The sequence below is a fragment of the Flavobacterium sp. HJ-32-4 genome, assembly GCF_022532105.1.
GTDB lineage: Bacteria > Bacteroidota > Bacteroidia > Flavobacteriales > Flavobacteriaceae > Flavobacterium.
Window position 1 is genome coordinate 1,922,816 of record NZ_CP092832.1, and the last position, 16,941, is coordinate 1,939,756.

A 16,941-nucleotide genomic window follows, 5' to 3' on the forward strand; every position below is an offset into this window, starting at 1 on the left:
GCCCACTACCACCTTTAACGTATTTTTATGGTAAGAGCGGATCATGTGAAACGCAGTGTTCGTATTTTTTCTGTTAATTTGTCCCGCTAATCCTTTATGAAGATGAGAGATCTCCGCATGGGTGGCCTGGCCCTGGCCTCGCTGCTTTTTGTTTCCCTGTCGGCCCTGGCCCAGGACGAGGACGTCAAGTCCAATTACGACTACCACGAAGCCTTCGCACCGGGGTTTTATACGAAAGACGGAAGCCCCACGCGGTCATCCGGAGGTCAACCGGGTCCGGCCTACTGGCAGAACCGCGCCGACTACCAACTGACGGCATCACTCGATCCGGCCACGCGTACCATCCGCGGAAGCGAAGTCCTGACGTACACCAACAACAGTCCCGACAAACTCTCTTTTCTTTGGTTGTATGTCGACCAAAACCTCTTCGCCAACGATTCGCGCGGGAAGGCGGTCATTCCGGTAACGGGCAGCCGTAACGGGGATAAAAATGAAAAATTTGACGGCGGCCATCGAATTGGCGCAGTGAAACTTGTGTCTACCGTGAACGGAAAGACCTCTGAACAAGTGCTGAAATATGAAATCACCGATACCCGTATGCAGGTGTTCCTTCCAACGGATCTGCGTCCGGGCGGCACCGTCAAACTGAAGATTGATTTCTCGTTCGTGTCGCCGATCTTCGGTTCTGACCGAATGGGCGTACAGGCGACCAAAAACGGCGATATTTTCTCTGTCGCCCAATGGTATCCACGCATGGCGGTGTATGATGATGTGAGAGGATGGAACACGCTTCCGTATCAGGGAGCCGGAGAATTCTACCTCGAGTACGGCAACTTCGATGTGTCGATAACCGCTCCGGCCAACCACATTGTTGTATGTTCAGGTGAATTGCTGAATCCGACGGAAGTGTATACGGCGGCTCAGGTAAAACGTTGGGAAGAAGCGCGGAAAAGCGACAAAACGGTGATCATTCGCTCTGCAGCTGAGGTAACCGAGGCGTCATCGCGTCCGTCTGGCAAGAAAGAGCTCACCTGGCGTTTCCGCATCCAGAATGCGCGCGATGTGTCGTGGGCGTCGTCGGCTGCCTTTATCGTCGATGCGGCCCGTATTAACCTTCCAAGTGGAAAGAAATCGTTGGCCATCTCGGCTTATCCGGTCGAAAGTGACGGAATGGACGCATGGGGACGGTCAACCGAATACACGAAAACGAGTATTGAGAATTACTCCAAGCGTTGGTTCGAATACCCGTATCCGGCCGCTACCAATGTGGCGTCGATTGTGGGTGGGATGGAATATCCGGGCATCGTATTCTGTGAGTATACCTCAAAAGGATCGGATCTGTGGGGCGTTACCGACCACGAGTTCGGCCACGGCTGGTTCCCGATGATCGTAGGTTCAAATGAACGCCTCTTCGCCTGGATGGATGAAGGCTTCAATACGTTCATCAACTCGCTGAGCGCCGAAGATTTCAATAAAGGAGAATACCTCTACAAGCGTCCGAATGTCAACTACAAGTCGGAAGAATTAACCTCTCCCGACCTGGAGCCGATCTACACCATGCCCGACGGACTGAAGGAGGCGAACCTGGGGGTGCTGGCGTATGACAAGCCCGCGACCGGACTCACCATTCTTCGTGAACAGGTATTAGGTAAAGAGCGTTTCGACCGCGCCTTCCGCGAGTATACCCATCGTTGGGCGTTCAAGCACCCGATGCCGGACGACTTTTTCCGTACCATCGAAAATGTGGCGGGCGAAGACCTTTCCTGGTTCTGGCGTGGTTGGTTCATCAACAACTGGCGCTTCGATGTGAAGATCGACAACGTGATGTACCAGAAAAACAAACCCGAGAAAGGAACGGTCATCACCATCACCAATCTCGAAAAAATGCCGATGCCGGTAACCGTGGAAGTAACGGGTAAAAGCGGTACGAAAGTGCGCAAAACCCTTCCGGTGGAAATCTGGCAACGCAACAAACAATGGACATTCCGTTTCCCCTCCACAGAAGAGATCACCCGTATTGAGCTCGATCCGGATCACGCCCTTCCTGACGTGAACGCAGTGAACAACGTCTGGACGTCTGATAAAGACAAAATCGAAAAAGATACGACCATCGATGTAACTGAATTCGTTGGGGTATTTGGTAATCCGATGTTGCCGGTGAAATTGACGTTTTCGGATGAACGCGGCACGTTGACCCTAACGCTTCCAAATAACCCGCCCATTCCATTGGAGTCAAAAGGCAATGATAAGTTTGGCGTACCCGGACTTGATGTCCAGTTCAACGAAGACCGTTCTAAAGTGATCCTGTTCGTACAGGGACGCGAACTGCCGTTTGATCGTGAGAAATAGAGTGACTGAGTAACTAAGTAACTGAGTAAAAAGACAAAAGGGCTGTCATTCCGACGGCCCTTTCTTTTTAGGTATGCGACAGTTGGGAAGCTCCGTGTGCCGGTTTTCGTTTCATGATCAGCGCTGCCAGTAAGGACATTCCCAGTCCGATCGGTAAAATCTCAATGGCCGTCAGGCCGATAAACACGAGTGGGTTATCATAATGATCGGCCATCCATTTGGTATCGGCCGTTTCGGCTGCAATTTGCTGGGCGGTGTGACCCGCTTCCTGAAGTTTCGTTACTTCCATAGCCAGGTACTGGTCCATGAAATCGGGAAAGAAAAAGTGATAGGATACGCCCCAGGCGCCCACGTAGGCCGTGGTGGTGATCAAGGAAATCAGGAGACAGATCGAAATTGCTTTTCCAAATGAAAGCCCTTCGATTACATGATCGCGACGGTAACGAGCCAGCGCGACAAAGTTAAAGGCGAAGGCGATGAACATACCCAGAAAGCCAATCGCCATGCTGCCTTGGCTATCGGGGTGGTTTTCGTGAATAATGACCGCAGCGATCATCATCGCTACTACAATAGAAGAGGCAATCGCGCCGTACGTCCAAATGACTTTTTTCATGGTGGTGAATTTTGTGTTAGTGGTGTCAAAGTTGCCGTGTCAAAGTTGAAATGGGGTCATACTTTTGGGTGATTTTGTAAAATTCATCCGTTAGTACTAGTTAATAAGTCCCAGGTTTTTCGCCTTGGTCACGGCCTGCGTGCGTCGTTTTACATCAAGTTTCCCATATAGTGAGGAACTATGGGTCTTGACGGTATTGGTAGAAATGAAGAGGCGTTCGGCGATCTCCTCATTACTGTGCCCGGCGGCCATGAGTTGTAAAACGTCCATTTCACGGGCACTAATTCCAAGTTGTTGTCGTAGGGCGTCATCAGCAACTGAAGTAGGAGTAATCGTTTGGGGAGTAGTGGTTTTGTCAGACTTGGGTTTGACCGAGGTAGCGATCCAGGCGCCTATGCAGGCAAAAACAACCGCAACGACCGCGGCATATATTTCAAAACGGTTGGCCGAAACCGTAAACCGATATTGTGCCGCTTCCAACCCCACCAGCAGTAGCGCGGCACCCACACCGTAGAGAACGATATCGCGTTTGGGTATCCTCATGACGCAAATATAACGAACGTCAGCGAAGCAAAAAGAAAGGCCATCCGGGGGGGATGGCCTTCACATAACATAAACCAAAAACAAATCGATCTAACAAATAAGGTTCATAGCAAATTCTCCCATTGTTATGCCTTGTAGATGCATATACGCAATAGGGGTTGCTTTGGATTGGGAAAAAAAATAAAAAAAAGTTTCAGCCGTTAGGGACGACGTCGAAGGTCCGCGTAAGAAATGAGCTCTATGTGCTTGTCCGACAGGAATTTTCGCACTTCCGGTGACAAAAACAACTGTGTCACTCCGGCACGGTCGACCGCTACATTTTCGTAGCCGATATGGTGGATGGCCCGTAATTCCGGATCGTCATGACCCGGGTGATCGAGAAACATATAGGTTTTACCGGGTTCGAGCTTTGACAAGGCCGACAGAAAGGAAGCCATCTTTTCTTTAGGCGTACCCGACGGACCATCATAACGAAACGTACCGACACCTAATTCGTCGAGATCAATGTCAATCTGGTATTCTTTGGCAAGTCGCTTCGCCATGGCTTTCACTTCGGGTGTCATTTCCGTACACCACATGTGCGATGAAATGTGGCTGACCTGCGGAATTAGCCTCCTGGCCATTTCAATTTGTGCCCGAAATTCCGCTTCGATATCGCGAAGATCCCAGTGGTTTTCCAACAACGCCTTTCCGGGATAGTTCGGGTTCGGCCATATCATCGGGCGGAAGTAGCCATTTTCATCCGTAAGGGAAGCCGCCTTGGTAAGCGGACGCCATTTCACATTGTCCCATTCACTGGTAAGGGTTAAGTGTACGCCCACATCTACATTCGGATGTTCCTGTAACATCTTCACTGCTTCCGGAAACCAGGGCGAAGGCACAATAACCTCAATGGTTTTCTGTATGCCTCCCTTAAAGCATTCCATCAGCGCTTCATTGCCTGAATGCGAGTAGCCCATGTCGTCACCCCGAACAATCAGGCGGGTCGGTTGTTGACCGGTGGCGATCAGTGCAAGAAGGAAAAGGCAAAAAGAAAACGACACTTTCATAGGAACGAAAATAGAGATGACGGTAAGGCAACAATCGCTTATTGTTTCACCATCCGTAAACGGACGGGCGTGCCTTCAAGCACAAAAAACGTATTGCCGCCGGAACTGTCGATAGTGATCTGCATGGTCTGGAAATGATCGGCTTTCGATCCGATACGGAGGTTCTTTCCTTCCAACACCCAATCATTGGTAGCCAGTTTAGTTGCAATAAGCCCGAAGGTGCGCGACGTACTGGGTGACGAGAACTGCAGGTGGTGATCGGCTGAGAAAACAAACAACGCGTCTTTAAATCCCTGGTAGAGTTGACGCGTGCCGGGATCTTCCGCGGTCAAAACGACTTCCGACACCTTCCATTTTCCAATCAGCGCGCTTTCGGATAACTGGGCTGTAGTGGAAAGTGAGGCCAGGATGAGTACTAGGATAAAATAATATTTCATGGTGTGATAAAGGTACCAAAATGCCACAGAATACCGGATGGATCGTGCAGGAAACACTCGCGGCCCCAGTGGGCGTGTTGAACCGGTGTGAGACGTACGCCTTGAAACTGCGCCGGAAGATCGAGTGCAGCCAGCGCATCGTGTATGGCTTCGGTATTGGCGACTTCCATAAACACCTGTGTATTGTCAATCCAGTCTTTTACATAGGCATTCTGCAGGTAAAAAGAGAAACCCGAAGGCGTAGAAAACAACGCGAAGCCGTCCCATAACAGTGTCTCGGTAAAACCAATGGTACGATAGAAACGGCGGGAAGTTTCAAAATCCTTGGCGCCGAGGAAAGGGCGAAGGGATTGGACGCCCGTGAGTGGTTTTGCGGTAGAAGGTAGTTCCATCATTTATTGGTTCATGAAGTCCCGAAACCGTGTGTTTGAGACCAGTTTTACAAGTAACGCAATCAGGCCCGTTATCTTCAACACCAATGCGGCCATGAGCAGAATATTCGCGAACGGCCCATGCATGATTTTCCAGAAAGCTCCGACGAAGTCGAGTCCGAAGCCGGCCGCGATGAGGAAGAGGGCGTGTTTGATTTTCATAGTGTGGTTTGTACAAGGGAAAGATACGGAAGTTTTGGCACTACACCGTCATTCGTCTGAGCATCCGCTGCCGTCGTTTTCGGTTTGACAATGAAGGCGTTGGGGTTCAGAAACGACCTCAAGCCGTCCGGTAGATGGATTCGCGCACCATGCGGTCTTGATCGGGAAGGGTTGGCCATCATCGTCTAATTCTTGCACGATCACATAGGTACGGAAAACGGAGGTCGGTGCTTCACAGTCCACCATCACCCATCGTTTGTAGGGGGTGGAAGGCATTGTTTCCAGCTTGTCTAACAGGCGATAGTATGCCTTTCCTGCGCTGTCTCGCGACACAATCTCCAGAAAGGCGAAGACCGTCCGCTCGTCACTATGCCAAACAGATAGCGCGAAGCGACCTGACGTGCTGTCGTTACTGCGTACGATCTGTCCGCCGCCATCACGGAAATCGCGGAACCCATCCAGTTCGTTCAGGTTACGGAAAAAGGGCGTTGGACGAGGAGTTACGTCCTGTCCCCACGACACCGTCGTCCACAGCACCAAAAGCAAAAGTCTTCGCATGCTTTTTATTGCAAAATACGAAAAGGGCGCGATGTATACTCAGAAGGTATAGCCAATGCGTATGTGGACGTCGACCGCAATTTCATCTTCGGTATCGTTGATGTTGTACCGCGAAAGGAAAAGATGGCGGTAGCCGACGCCGATACCGACTTCATAGTGGAAGCGCGAAGATCCGATATGCCGACGAATACCCCATTTCGGGATGATTTGAAATTGCTCGATTACGTTGACATCACTTCGATTGGAAATCGTAAACCAATCCGGATGGTAGTCCATTCGAACCGCCAGGAAATTACCGCTATTACCAAAAATGTTCTTTCCGGCTGATGCCCGTTTGGCAAGATTGTAGTAAAATCGGGGTTCTACATTGAAAACAGGTGCCCATATCCGCGTTGTCTCGCCCACGATATCTCCACCCCGTAAACCGAAGTCAAGTCCGGCCTCGGTGCGAATCGCCCACAACCGTCCCAGTTTCCATTCGGCTCCCACCCAGGCACCGGCAAATCCGGTTTGGATGTAAGCGGTATTCGTCGCCGTCATTTCCGTTTCCGTTTGCGTTTCCGTCTGCGCCGTCGCCGTTTGTACAACCATTGTCAGACAAAAGAAGGTGCAGGTCGAAAAAAACAGGTGTCGTGCCCTATCTATGTACATCTACCTCCTTAATTACGTAGCAGCGCTGACCACGATTGAATTCAATTTGGTAGGCCTTACCCGGTTTGGTCATATATTTTTTGGTAACCCTGCCCGTGGAGATCCACAACATCAGATCTGATATGTTTTGGTACGGTTCACTTTCCCAGAGTTCGCCCGCACGTATCGTATGGGTTGCGAGCGTGCGCTCGTTAGGACCAAACCGGATGTCGAGTGGTGCGGTCGTCGGGTTGTAGACCCGTACGATAAACTGGTCGATATAGCCGGCAGATGCATGTACAGCATCGATCGGTATGAGGTTTACTTCCAGCTGCGAAACTTCCCCTTTTTTGGTCGATACAGGCAGTTCTGTTGGCTCATATCCGCTTTTGTATACCCTGATAAAGTAAGCTGCGTCACAACGGGCCGAAAGTTTGGCCACACCAGTCGCGTCGGTCATTACGTCTGGGGATATTGTATTGTTGCTATCCACCAAACTGACTGCCGCTCCGTCAATCGGATTTTGCAGGTCGGCCGATTTTACGGTCACGATGATATCGGTCTGGCAATCGGATTGTGAGAAACAACTAATGCCTATGAGAAGGCATAATAGTGAAAATAGCTTTTTCATCCTTGTGCGTCGGGCTTATTATTAGAGGCACTCTCAGGTCCCATCTTACCGAGCAGATAACCTGCTATGGTACCCAAAAGTCCCATGGCCGGCGCGATCTGGTCGTTGGTGTAGCCAGCCGTAATCAGGTAAAGCGACCCAATCACGATGATGGTCACCACGATGAACTTGATGGTGTCTTGTGGTGAGATCCCTAATTTCCATACCAATACGATTTCCCCTAAGAGGATCAGTAAGCCGAAGCCTAACACACAAAGCGATAGTTTGAAGGCAGAAGGACTCATAGGAAAGCGAACGGTCTGGCCGCTGGCTTCGGGTTGTTCGGTGGCTACTTCTTCCGGGATGGGATTGGAAGCCGGAATACTGTCGGCGGCCATGTGTGAAGGGATGGAATCCTGCGCCGCAACGCCCAGGCACAGGAAAGTGACAAGTGCAAGTAAGAATAGTCTCATAACGGTTCGATTGTTTTCGGTGTTTGTTTTGTTTTTTTGGGAGAAGTTTTTCGATTTCTCTATTCGTTGGAGGCGAATGTACAAAAAAATACAAATACCAACGTCGTCCTGTTATTCGCTTTTTTCTTTCGGAGCTTTCCGGTTTACAACGCAGTATAGGTCCGCCTATCGCCCGACTTTCTTCAGCAGTGAATGGGTGATGCCATTGGCTTCCTTACGGATGACTTCATAGCCGCCCAGATTCTCGAAAAGGTTGGTAAGGGTTTTGAACCCGAACGAACGTGCGTCGAAGCTGGGATCGATCTTCCGAAGGTTGAGTCCCATCTGCGAAATATGCACCTGCTCGTCTTCTCCGGCCGAGATTTCAAAGGCTTTGTTGATCAGCCGGATATCCACTTGCAGCTTCTTCGGGCGCGACGGCGGAAGCGGTTTTGCCCCTTTCCTTGAGGTCGATTGGCGTGATGGTTTTGCCGTCGTCTCTACCGCAACCGGTTCCGGAGCGGTTTCGGTTTCCGCCTCTCCGCTGATGGTTTCAGCAAATACGAACACTTCACACGATTGTATAAATGCGTCGGGTGTGGTCTGTCGTCCGATTCCCATCACGAATATACCTTCTTCCCGTATGCGCTTCGCCAATCCGGTATAGTCGCTGTCGCTTGACACAATGCAATAGCCGTCTACGTTACGCTCGTGCAATATGTCCATCGCATCGATGATCATCGCGCTGTCGGTTGAGTTCTTTCCTTTCGTATACGAAAACTTCTGTATGGGGTTGAACGAGTGCTGGTTGACAATGTCTTTCCAGCCTTTCATCTGATGGGTCGTCCAGTCGCCGTAAATACGACGGATGGTGGCTTTGCCATATTTGGCGACCTCTTCAAGTATCTCCTTTAATATTTTCGGTTGGGCATTATCGCCGTCTATCAATACAGCGATTTTGAAATTTTTCTCCATGGGTGATGCAGTTTTGCGGTAGGGCCGCCCGCTGGTCACCGGGGTTACTACGAAGCGAAGGTACGGGTTTTAGGTTTGGGTGTTGAGGTTTGGGTTTTGAGTGAAGGGTTTTTGAAGGAATTTATCCAGGCGGAGGGTTTGGACTGTGAGTCCCTTAGCTCCTGAGTCCCTTAGCTCCTGAGTCCCTGAGCGCCTTAATTCCTGAGGTTCTCAATTCCTCAATTCCTCAATTCCTCAGTTCCTCAGTTTCTCAGTTTCTCAGTTACTCCGTTACTCCGTTCCTCAATTCCTCAGTTGAGGACGTTTTAAGGACTATTGCTGTATAGCCAAACGGGCGATGCGTGCCCCAAATAGTTCCGCGGTGGCGACCCCCTTGGGCGTATGTACCTCGCCGATGGCATTATCGGAAAGGGTCATTAGTCCGAGGTAACTCGCCAGTCCGTTGGGTTCTTCTTTCTGTACGTCGTTTTCAAATTCGGGTAGGATGCCTGTTGGAATCCACAGCATGCCGTGTTGTGCGGCGAAGATGGATAGCTGCTGTAAGACCATGAGTTTATCGCCGTTCACGGTCGACGAATTCGTGAAGCCGGCCGCCAGTTTGTCGCGCCATTTCTGTTGGTACCAGAAACGACCCGTCGCTTCCATAAAGGTTTTGAAACCGGCTGACACGCTGCCCATATAGGTGGGCGATCCGAAGACCAGGGCGCGCGCTTCATGAAGCACGTCCCAGTCGGCCATGGCCTCTTCGGTTGACAATAAGCGCACGTCGGGCGTAATCGTAGTAGCACCTTTCGCGATGTGTTCAGCTACGATTTTCGTATGACCGTAGCCGCTGTGGTAAATGATAACGATAGACATATCCGTTGTTTTTGGCAAAGGACGTCACCTCGCATCGCAAAAAAGTTCAACTACTTTAAGAAATTGCCTTTGGCCCAACGACTCCGCATCATACTCAGGAAAACAGGCGTGACGCCCAGATAGGCAGCCAGTTGTTTCTGGGGTATGCGTTGTTCGAGCTGCGGAAACCGCTGCCGGAATTGCTGGTAGCGTTCTTCGGCCGACAGCGAAAGTGTCTGGTTGATGCGCTGCTGTTGGGCGATGAAGGCGTTCTGCAATAAGATCCGGAAGAAGCGCTCGAATTTCGGTACGCGCACATACAAATGTTCAAGGTCAGCTTTGGTCAGGCAAAGCAACTCGGTGGGCTCAAGTGCCTCGATGGAATGCAGCGCGGGTTTCTGTGAGAGGAAGCTGTACATATCGCCCACCCACCAGTTCTCGGTTCCGAAGAAGGTAATATGATCCACACCATCCGCATCGGTGGTAAATACCCGGACGCATCCTGTCACGATGAAATACTCGGCCGGACAGATAGCGCCTTGCTGCAATAGCAATTCCTTTTTGCGTAAGGTACGCGCTTGCAGCAATGAGGTAAAAAAAGCCACCTCGTCGGGCTCCAGGGTAATGTGTTGGGCGATGTGACGCAGAATGGCATCCGTTTCCATAGCCGGAAGATAGGAAAAAGTGGAAAGTCTAAAGTTTAAAGTCTAAAGTCAACAACCAATAACCAACAACCAACCACTCCTAACCCAACTCCTTCCCCATCACATAATCTTCCATCAAAAAGCCTTCTCCTATGTCGATATCTTCCAGGCTCATGACCACAAAGCCACGTTTTTCATAGAAGTAGCGGGCATTGTTGAAACGGTTGACATTGAGTGTAAGACGTTTCGATCCAGCCTCCTCGGCCAATGATTCGGCTTTGTCCATCAACAGCGCGCCGATGCCTTTGCCCTGTGCTTCCGGCAGGATGTAGATTTTGTGGAGTTTACTGGCGTCGCCCTCCAGTCCGTGCTCGATTCCTATAAAGCCTAACACGGCGTCATCCTCCCGGGCGAACCAGAATAGATGGCCCGCCGCTGCGTCGCGCTGTAGTTTCTCATCCGAATACAATTTGGCAATCATATACTCCAGCTGCTCTTTTGAAAGGATATTGCCATACGTCACCGGCCACGTTTGTTCGGCTATGTGACGGATGATCGGAAATTCGGACGGAAGAGCAGGGGATAGGGTAATCATGGAAAGTGGTTATTCAGTCAGTGTGTCGGTTAGCCATGCACCGTTTCTTTCTTTCCATACTTAGCGATCACCGTCGCTTCAAACGCCAGCCATTCGCGCCAACGCTTTTCAACGTCGATGCTACCGCCATATTTTCGGGCAAAGGTGATAAAGGTTGTATAGTGGCTGGCCTCGCTTTCCATCAGGTCGCGGTAAAAGGTGGCCAGTTCTTCGTCTTTGATGTTCTCCGAGAGTACCTTGAAACGCTCGCAGCTTCTGGCTTCGATCATCGCAGCGAACAACATCCGCTCGACGAAGGCCGACTGGCGGCTGCCGTTGGTGCTTTGCTTCATATAGTGGGCCAGTTCCCCTACATAGTCGTCCTTTCGCTCGCGACCCAGTTTGTAGCCGCGCTTCTTGATGATCTCATGCACCATCTCGAAATGCGCGATCTCTTCTTTCGCAATAGCCAGCATCTCGGTCACCAAATCGGGATAATCGGAATTCTGCGTGACCAGCGTAATGGCATTCGAAGCGGCTTTTTGCTCGCACCACGCATGGTCGGTCAGGATTTCTTCGATGTTCGTCTCGACGATGTCAACCCAACGTGGGTCGGTGGGAAGTTGGAGGCGGAAGGTGGACATGGTAATTAGCGAATGGATTAATTAGCAAATTAGCGAATGAAACAGACGTTCCTGATTGCAAAAGTAAGGCAAAATGAATTGGCTTGAAATAAGCGTAGGTGGAACATACTCTATATGAAAGTACTTATACGCCCTCTTCATCCATTCGCTAATTCGCTCATCACCTCATTCGCTAATTATCACGTTTTCACCCGACTCTTCTCACTCTCCGCCCCATTCGCATCATACGCTTTCGGTGTTTCAAAGGCCTTGCCGAAGCTGTAGTTGAGTGCCAAGGAGACGAAACGGGAATCGGGTTTGTTCGTCCAGTTCGCGTTCACGTTGGCTAGGTTGTTAATAATGCCGCGGTTGATGCCGGTGTAGAAAAGGTCATTGCCAATCAGCTTCACGCTGCCTTTTCCTTTCCATAGTTTATGCTGTACGGCCAGGTTCACACCGCCGCGTTCCAGCAATACGAACTGCGACGACACGATGTTGCTTTGGTAATAACCCGACACTTCCACACTCCAGTCAGAAGGCAGGATAAAGGTGTTGGTGGCGTTGAACACGCAGAACGTGCCCGACGCATCGAGTGTTTCGGTGTAAAGGCGACTTTCGTATTCGGTGCGGGTCAACTCGGCATATAGGTTTGACGTCCACCATTTGGTAAACGGAATCTGCGCATTGGCATTCAGGCTGTAAAAACGGCTTTGTCCGATGTTACCCGGGCGGCTGTAGTATATGCCATCGGTGATTTCAATGGTTTCATTGATGTCATCGCGGGTGAAGCCGTAGCTGGCTGTGGTCGAAAAATAGCCTTTGTAACGATACGACAACTCTACATTGTGCGCGAACGACGGGTTCAGGTACGGGTTTCCTGCATAAAACGTAAACTTGTCAAGCGGCGAGACAAACGGGTTCAGGTCTTCGTAATAGGGTCGGTTGATGCGTTTGCCGTACGACGTAACCAATACGTGATTGCCAATGGAATCCAATTGGTATTGCACGTACAGAGTGGGGAAGAGGTTTGTGTAGTTCCGTCGGAAACGCGACGCCGGTTTTTCAGGATTACCCAACTGATTTCCTTTAGAGTCAGTGTTTTCCAGTCGGAGTCCTGCCTGCACGGCGATACGCCCAAACGCACGGCTGCCGTTTACATAGCCCGCATGGATGGTTTCATCGTAGCGGAAATGATTGCTTTGGTCGTAATTCGGCACGAAAACACCTCCGATGGCATCGCGGTAATCGGCAATGTTGTCGGTTTTCGACAGACTGACTTTATAGCCGGTCTCAAAAGAAAGACCATTCTTGAATTGCCGGCTGTAGTCGGTTTTCAAGGAAACGATGTCGATGTCTGACGGTAAGTAGCCTTTTGATTCATCCTGGTTGCGTTCCTGTCCATCCGGACCGTAGACAAAGTTCCGGAAGCGCTGGTCGGTCTCGGTGCGGTACAACAGGTAGTCGGCATCGGCTGTCCATTTGGCGCCGTCGGCAAAATCGTGGCGCATGTTGAGGTTGAAGGTGAGGTTGCGGAAGGGTACCTCGTTCCGGTTGCGCGCCACGACGGTCGAGTCGAGTGCACGGGCTGCATTGCGCAACACACTATTAACATCGGATTCGACGGTCGATTCGCGGTACAGGCCGAATACCATCGCGCCAAAAGTGGTCTTGTCGGAGGCGTAATAATCGATGCCGGCCCGTGCATTTCCGCTTCGGGCTTTATTCTCGAGGATACTGTTCTGGTCGAAATACCGTACGACGGTTCCGTCCTCATCCTTGAAACGGCGGTAGATGTCGAGGTCGTTCACCGAGGCGGTATAGTCGACGCCGGCCGAACCGAATATCCGGACGTTGTCGCCTAGGTAATTGAGGTTGAGGTTCTCCCGTCCGCGAAAGCGCTTACCCTGCGTGAGCCGCGCACTGACACTGCCGTTGAAACCGCGGCTATTGGTTTTTTTGGTGGTAATATTGATGATGCCGCCACCGCCCGCCGCGTCGTATTTGGCCGGTGGATTGGTCATGAGTTCGACCTGGTTGAGGGTCGCGGCCGGTAACGACTTCAGGAAGGCTTCCAGGTCGGCGCCCGACAGATAACTGGGCTTTCCGTCTATGAAAACCGAAAGTCCGGATTTTCCTTTATAGGTAATGGTGCCGTTCTGGTCGATGACGATACCCGGTGATTTTTCGAGTACGTCCATCGCGTCGCCCCCCGCTGCCGACATGAGTGCATCGACATTAACGACGACCTTGTCGATTTTGTTTTCTATCAAAGGTTTCCGCCGCACCACCGTCACTTCCTGCAGGTTGGTGACTGCGGCTTTTTGCAGTTCTATCGTCGGTAATGACACGCTGCGGTGGGCATCGTCGATCGCGACCAGGCTACTTTGATAGGACGAATACGAAGGATCTTCCACCGATAAGAGGTAACCGTCGTTCGGAAGTCCGCTAAACCGGAATGTCCCGTTGGTGTCGGTCAACTCGGTGCGTACGATAGTTTTCGCTTCCGCGGATAACAGCACCACGACCACCGAGGCGGCAGGTTGCCCTTCGCTTCGGATGGTACCGTCGATCGACCCGGTTTCCTGGGCCGTTGCAAAAAAGGATACTAAGAGAAGGACAGACAGCAGCAGTTTCGGCGTTTTCATGTTTTATTCTTTTGGTTCCGATTGGTGCTACTTCCGCCTGTTTCGTTACACGACACGATCGTCCATAAAAAAACCGCCCGAAGGCGGTTTGGTATTTAGGAAAGGGAATGGGTCTTAGAAAACGAAAATCGCGCGTTCGCCCATCATCTCGTTTACTTCTTCGGCCACTTCCTCAATTACGGCTTCGTTTTGGATATTCGACAAGACGCGGTCGATCAGTTCCACGACTTTGTCCATGTCGGATTCAACCAATCCGCGGGTTGTGATAGCCGGAGTTCCCACACGGATGCCCGAGGTCACGAACGGTGATTTATCGTCGAACGGTACCATATTTTTATTGACGGTGATTTCGGCTTTTACAAGGGCATTTTCTGCTTCTTTTCCGGTGATGCCTTTGTTGCGCAGGTCGATCAGCATCATGTGGTTGTCGGTGCCGCCTGAGATAATGTCATAGCCACGGCTTACGAACGCAGCGGCCATCGCCTTGGCATTTTTCTGCACCTGCATCGCATAGGTAAAGAACTCGTCCGACAAGGCTTCCCCGAAGGCAACAGCCTTGGCTGCGATGATGTGCATCAACGGACCACCCTGGTTACCGGGGAAAACCGCCAGATCGAGTAGGGCCGACATCATCCGGATATCACCTTTCGGGCCCGTAATACCCCACGGATTTTCGAAATCCTTACCCATGAGGATCAAACCACCGCGCGGTCCGCGAAGGGTTTTATGGGTAGTTGTCGTCACGATGTGACAATGCGGAATCGGGTCGTTTAAGAGTCCTTTTGCGATCAATCCGGCCGGATGCGAGATATCCGCCAGCAAAAGCGCACCCACGCTATCGGCAATTTCCCGGAAACGCTTGAAGTCCATGTCGCGTGAATACGCCGACGCACCCGCGATGATCATTTTGGGTTGCTCACGTGTGGCGATTTCCTGCATTTTATCATAATCGATACGGCCTGTTTCTTTCTCGACGCCGTAAAACACCGGCTGGTAGAGTTTCCCCGAAAAATTCACGGGCGAACCGTGGGTGAGGTGGCCACCATGCGACAGGTCAAAGCCCAGGATTTTGTCGCCCGGCTTCAGGCAGGCAGCAAACACAGCAGTATTCGCCTGTGAACCTGAGTGAGGCTGTACGTTGGCATATTCCGCACCGAAGAGTGCCTTGGCGCGGTCGATGGCGATTTGTTCTACGATATCGACGACTTCACAACCACCGTAATAACGGCGTCCGGGATAGCCTTCGGCGTACTTGTTCGTCAAAACCGAACCGGCGGCCTCCATGACCTGGTCGCTGACGAAATTTTCAGAGGCGATAAGCTCCAATCCATTGATTTGGCGGTCTTGTTCGTCGAGTATGAGGTCGAAGATATCCTTGTCGTGTCGCATGTTGTAAAATTTTGTTAATTTGAGTGCAAAAATACGAAAACGGTTTGGCAAGGTCTATATTTGAAAACCGTTTTTTTACCACAAAAACCTACAGCCCCATGCCCATTACTGCCAACGATCCGAAGCGCTCCTCATGGCTTGAAGTGCCCGCCGATAGTGACTTTCCGATCCAAAATATTCCGTTCGGTGTTTTCCTGAGAACCGACGATATCATCACCACCGGTACCCGCATCGGCGATTGCGCCATCGATCTGGGCGCCCTGCAACGGTTAGGGTATTTCGAGGGTATTGAACTCACCGATGATATGTTCATGCAGGATACGCTGAATGACTTCATCTCCGACGGGAAAAAAAACATGGCGGTTGATCCGCAACCGTATCGCCGACATTTTTGACGCGAACAACCCCGAGTTGCGCGACAACGCAAAAGACCGTGCCGAAATCATCTTTTCGATAGACGACGTTGAAATGCAGCTTCCGGTCATGATCGGTGACTATACGGATTTTTACTCCAGCCGCGAACATGCCACCAACGTAGGCAAGATGTTCCGCGATCCGGCCAACGCCCTGTTGCCGAACTGGCTGCACATCCCCGTGGGTTATCACGGACGCAGTTCGACCATCGTACCGTCGGGTATCCCGGTGCACCGTCCAATGGGACAAACCGTGCCAAATGGCGATAACACGCCTGTTTTCGGTCCGTCGCGCCTCATCGACTTTGAACTCGAAACGGCTTTCATCACGACGGATGCCAATGTCATGGGGGAGAACATCCCTGTGCACGAAGCCGAGGACTATATTTTCGGAATGGTATTGCTGAACGACTGGAGTGCACGCGATATCCAGAAATGGGAGTACGTGCCGCTCGGGCCCTTCCTGGCCAAGAACTTCGCCTCGTCGATCTCTCCGTGGATTGTCACGATGGATGCGTTGGAACCCTTCCGTACCAAAGGTCCGAAACAAGATCCGACGCCGCTTCCGTACCTCCAGCAAAAAGGAAAACATGCCTTTGATATCGACCTTGAAGTGTACATCCAACCGGATGGTGCCGAACCCACGCTGGTTACCCGTTCGAACTTCAAGTATATGTATTGGTCGATGAGCCAGCAGTTGGCGCACCATACGTCAAACGGTTGCCGCGTCAATTCCGGCGACATGATGGGATCGGGTACGATTTCAGGCCCTACACCCGACAGTTTCGGCTCGATGCTCGAACTGACATGGGGCGGCAAGAACCCACTCAAAATGTCGGATGGCACCGAACGCAAGTTCATCAACGACAACGACACGGTGATCATGAAAGGCTATTGCGAGAATGCGGAAGTACGTATCGGCTTCGGCGAGGTGTGCAGCAAATTGTTGCCGCCGTTTGTGCGTGCCTGATCACGTTCGCCTCCATTCCCTGCATAAAGAGTAGCAA

The 16,941-nt window shown here is 51.2% G+C and carries 18 protein-coding genes and 1 pseudogene; 2 read left to right on the top strand and 17 right to left on the bottom strand.

All coding sequences use genetic code 11. From position 1 onward, the window contains the following. Positions 1-102: 102 nt before the first annotated feature. Positions 103-2,349, top strand: coding sequence for a M1 family metallopeptidase (locus MKO97_RS07915; RefSeq protein ID WP_241102671.1), 2,247 nt, complete (start codon positions 103-105; stop codon positions 2,347-2,349). A gap of 67 nt (positions 2,350-2,416) precedes the next feature. Here MKO97_RS07915 and MKO97_RS07920 read toward each other — a convergent pair whose 3' ends face one another. From MKO97_RS07920 to glyA, 17 genes are all read right to left on the bottom strand, one after another. Next, positions 2,417-2,962 (bottom strand): DUF4199 domain-containing protein, encoded by a 546-nt coding sequence (locus MKO97_RS07920; RefSeq protein ID WP_241102672.1) that lies wholly within the window; start codon positions 2,960-2,962, stop codon positions 2,417-2,419. A 96-nt stretch (positions 2,963-3,058) separates the two neighbouring features. Continuing rightward, the gene (locus MKO97_RS07925) at positions 3,059-3,505 is read right to left on the bottom strand and encodes a response regulator transcription factor (RefSeq protein ID WP_241102673.1); all 447 of its coding nucleotides are present in this window, start codon (positions 3,503-3,505) and stop codon (positions 3,059-3,061) included. A gap of 200 nt (positions 3,506-3,705) precedes the next feature. Then, entirely contained in the window at positions 3,706-4,554 is an 849-nt protein-coding gene (locus tag MKO97_RS07930) for a polysaccharide deacetylase family protein (protein WP_241102674.1), read from the bottom strand. Positions 4,555-4,592: 38 nt separating this feature from the next. After that, positions 4,593-4,991 carry a hypothetical protein gene (locus MKO97_RS07935; RefSeq protein ID WP_241102675.1) on the bottom strand — a complete coding sequence of 133 codons (399 nt, stop codon included), beginning with the start codon at positions 4,989-4,991 and terminating at the stop codon, positions 4,593-4,595. Further along, the gene (locus MKO97_RS07940) at positions 4,988-5,383 is read right to left on the bottom strand and encodes a glyoxalase (protein ID WP_241102676.1); all 396 of its coding nucleotides are present in this window, start codon (positions 5,381-5,383) and stop codon (positions 4,988-4,990) included. Before MKO97_RS07940 ends, MKO97_RS07935 begins: the two co-directional genes overlap by 4 nt. Positions 5,384-5,386: 3 nt before the next feature. Further along, a complete protein-coding gene (locus tag MKO97_RS07945) occupies positions 5,387-5,584 on the bottom strand; it encodes a hypothetical protein (RefSeq protein ID WP_241102677.1) in 198 nt (65 codons plus the stop codon). Positions 5,585-5,632: 48 nt separating this feature from the next. Further along, positions 5,633-6,142 (bottom strand): hypothetical protein, encoded by a 510-nt coding sequence (locus MKO97_RS07950; RefSeq protein ID WP_241102678.1) that lies wholly within the window; start codon positions 6,140-6,142, stop codon positions 5,633-5,635. A gap of 39 nt (positions 6,143-6,181) precedes the next feature. Then, the gene (locus MKO97_RS07955) at positions 6,182-6,733 is read right to left on the bottom strand and encodes a hypothetical protein (RefSeq protein WP_241102679.1); all 552 of its coding nucleotides are present in this window, start codon (positions 6,731-6,733) and stop codon (positions 6,182-6,184) included. A 46-nt stretch (positions 6,734-6,779) separates the two neighbouring features. Beyond that, a complete protein-coding gene (locus tag MKO97_RS07960) occupies positions 6,780-7,403 on the bottom strand; it encodes a carboxypeptidase-like regulatory domain-containing protein (RefSeq protein ID WP_241102680.1) in 624 nt (207 codons plus the stop codon). Beyond that, a complete protein-coding gene (locus tag MKO97_RS07965; RefSeq protein WP_241102681.1) occupies positions 7,400-7,855 on the bottom strand; it encodes a hypothetical protein in 456 nt (151 codons plus the stop codon). The genes MKO97_RS07960 and MKO97_RS07965 overlap by 4 nt, the downstream gene beginning before the upstream one ends. A 165-nt stretch (positions 7,856-8,020) precedes the next feature. Beyond that, the gene (locus MKO97_RS07970; RefSeq protein ID WP_241102682.1) at positions 8,021-8,809 is read right to left on the bottom strand and encodes an NYN domain-containing protein; all 789 of its coding nucleotides are present in this window, start codon (positions 8,807-8,809) and stop codon (positions 8,021-8,023) included. 312 nt (positions 8,810-9,121) lie between these two features. Then, entirely contained in the window at positions 9,122-9,667 is a 546-nt protein-coding gene (locus tag MKO97_RS07975) for a flavodoxin family protein (RefSeq protein WP_241102683.1), read from the bottom strand. 50 nt (positions 9,668-9,717) lie between these two features. Next, positions 9,718-10,311, bottom strand: a complete 594-nt coding sequence (locus tag MKO97_RS07980) for a Crp/Fnr family transcriptional regulator (RefSeq protein WP_241102684.1) — start codon at positions 10,309-10,311, stop codon at positions 9,718-9,720. Positions 10,312-10,390: 79 nt separating this feature from the next. Continuing rightward, positions 10,391-10,885, bottom strand: coding sequence for a GNAT family N-acetyltransferase (locus MKO97_RS07985; protein ID WP_241102685.1), 495 nt, complete (start codon positions 10,883-10,885; stop codon positions 10,391-10,393). Positions 10,886-10,914: 29 nt separating this feature from the next. Continuing rightward, the gene (locus tag MKO97_RS07990) at positions 10,915-11,508 is read right to left on the bottom strand and encodes a tRNA-(ms[2]io[6]A)-hydroxylase (RefSeq protein WP_241102686.1); all 594 of its coding nucleotides are present in this window, start codon (positions 11,506-11,508) and stop codon (positions 10,915-10,917) included. Positions 11,509-11,687: 179 nt separating this feature from the next. Continuing rightward, a complete protein-coding gene (locus MKO97_RS07995; RefSeq protein WP_241102687.1) occupies positions 11,688-14,132 on the bottom strand; it encodes an outer membrane beta-barrel family protein in 2,445 nt (814 codons plus the stop codon). A 114-nt stretch (positions 14,133-14,246) separates the two neighbouring features. Further along, positions 14,247-15,521, bottom strand: a complete 1,275-nt coding sequence (gene glyA, locus MKO97_RS08000; protein WP_241102688.1) for a serine hydroxymethyltransferase — start codon at positions 15,519-15,521, stop codon at positions 14,247-14,249. A 98-nt stretch (positions 15,522-15,619) separates the two neighbouring features. Between glyA and fahA the strand changes: the two are divergent. Then, positions 15,620-16,904, top strand: a pseudogene (gene fahA / locus MKO97_RS08005) (fumarylacetoacetase). Positions 16,905-16,941: the final 37 nt, after the last annotated feature.

Bases quoted from the DNA above. Each gene is read 5' to 3' on its own strand.
- MKO97_RS07915 (WP_241102671.1), top strand. From the start codon at position 103: ATGAGAGATCTCCGCATGGGTGGCCTGGCCCTGGCCTCGCTGCTTTTT.
- MKO97_RS07920 (WP_241102672.1), bottom strand. From the start codon at position 2,962: ATGAAAAAAGTCATTTGGACGTACGGCGCGATTGCCTCTTCTATTGTA.
- MKO97_RS07925 (WP_241102673.1), bottom strand. From the start codon at position 3,505: ATGAGGATACCCAAACGCGATATCGTTCTCTACGGTGTGGGTGCCGCG.
- MKO97_RS07930 (WP_241102674.1), bottom strand. From the start codon at position 4,554: ATGAAAGTGTCGTTTTCTTTTTGCCTTTTCCTTCTTGCACTGATCGCC.
- MKO97_RS07935 (WP_241102675.1), bottom strand. From the start codon at position 4,991: ATGAAATATTATTTTATCCTAGTACTCATCCTGGCCTCACTTTCCACT.
- MKO97_RS07940 (WP_241102676.1), bottom strand. From the start codon at position 5,383: ATGGAACTACCTTCTACCGCAAAACCACTCACGGGCGTCCAATCCCTT.
- MKO97_RS07945 (WP_241102677.1), bottom strand. From the start codon at position 5,584: ATGAAAATCAAACACGCCCTCTTCCTCATCGCGGCCGGCTTCGGACTC.
- MKO97_RS07950 (WP_241102678.1), bottom strand. From the start codon at position 6,142: ATGCGAAGACTTTTGCTTTTGGTGCTGTGGACGACGGTGTCGTGGGGA.
- MKO97_RS07955 (WP_241102679.1), bottom strand. From the start codon at position 6,733: ATGGTTGTACAAACGGCGACGGCGCAGACGGAAACGCAAACGGAAACG.
- MKO97_RS07960 (WP_241102680.1), bottom strand. From the start codon at position 7,403: ATGAAAAAGCTATTTTCACTATTATGCCTTCTCATAGGCATTAGTTGT.
- MKO97_RS07965 (WP_241102681.1), bottom strand. From the start codon at position 7,855: ATGAGACTATTCTTACTTGCACTTGTCACTTTCCTGTGCCTGGGCGTT.
- MKO97_RS07970 (WP_241102682.1), bottom strand. From the start codon at position 8,809: ATGGAGAAAAATTTCAAAATCGCTGTATTGATAGACGGCGATAATGCC.
- MKO97_RS07975 (WP_241102683.1), bottom strand. From the start codon at position 9,667: ATGTCTATCGTTATCATTTACCACAGCGGCTACGGTCATACGAAAATC.
- MKO97_RS07980 (WP_241102684.1), bottom strand. From the start codon at position 10,311: ATGGAAACGGATGCCATTCTGCGTCACATCGCCCAACACATTACCCTG.
- MKO97_RS07985 (WP_241102685.1), bottom strand. From the start codon at position 10,885: ATGATTACCCTATCCCCTGCTCTTCCGTCCGAATTTCCGATCATCCGT.
- MKO97_RS07990 (WP_241102686.1), bottom strand. From the start codon at position 11,508: ATGTCCACCTTCCGCCTCCAACTTCCCACCGACCCACGTTGGGTTGAC.
- MKO97_RS07995 (WP_241102687.1), bottom strand. From the start codon at position 14,132: ATGAAAACGCCGAAACTGCTGCTGTCTGTCCTTCTCTTAGTATCCTTT.
- glyA (WP_241102688.1), bottom strand. From the start codon at position 15,521: ATGCGACACGACAAGGATATCTTCGACCTCATACTCGACGAACAAGAC.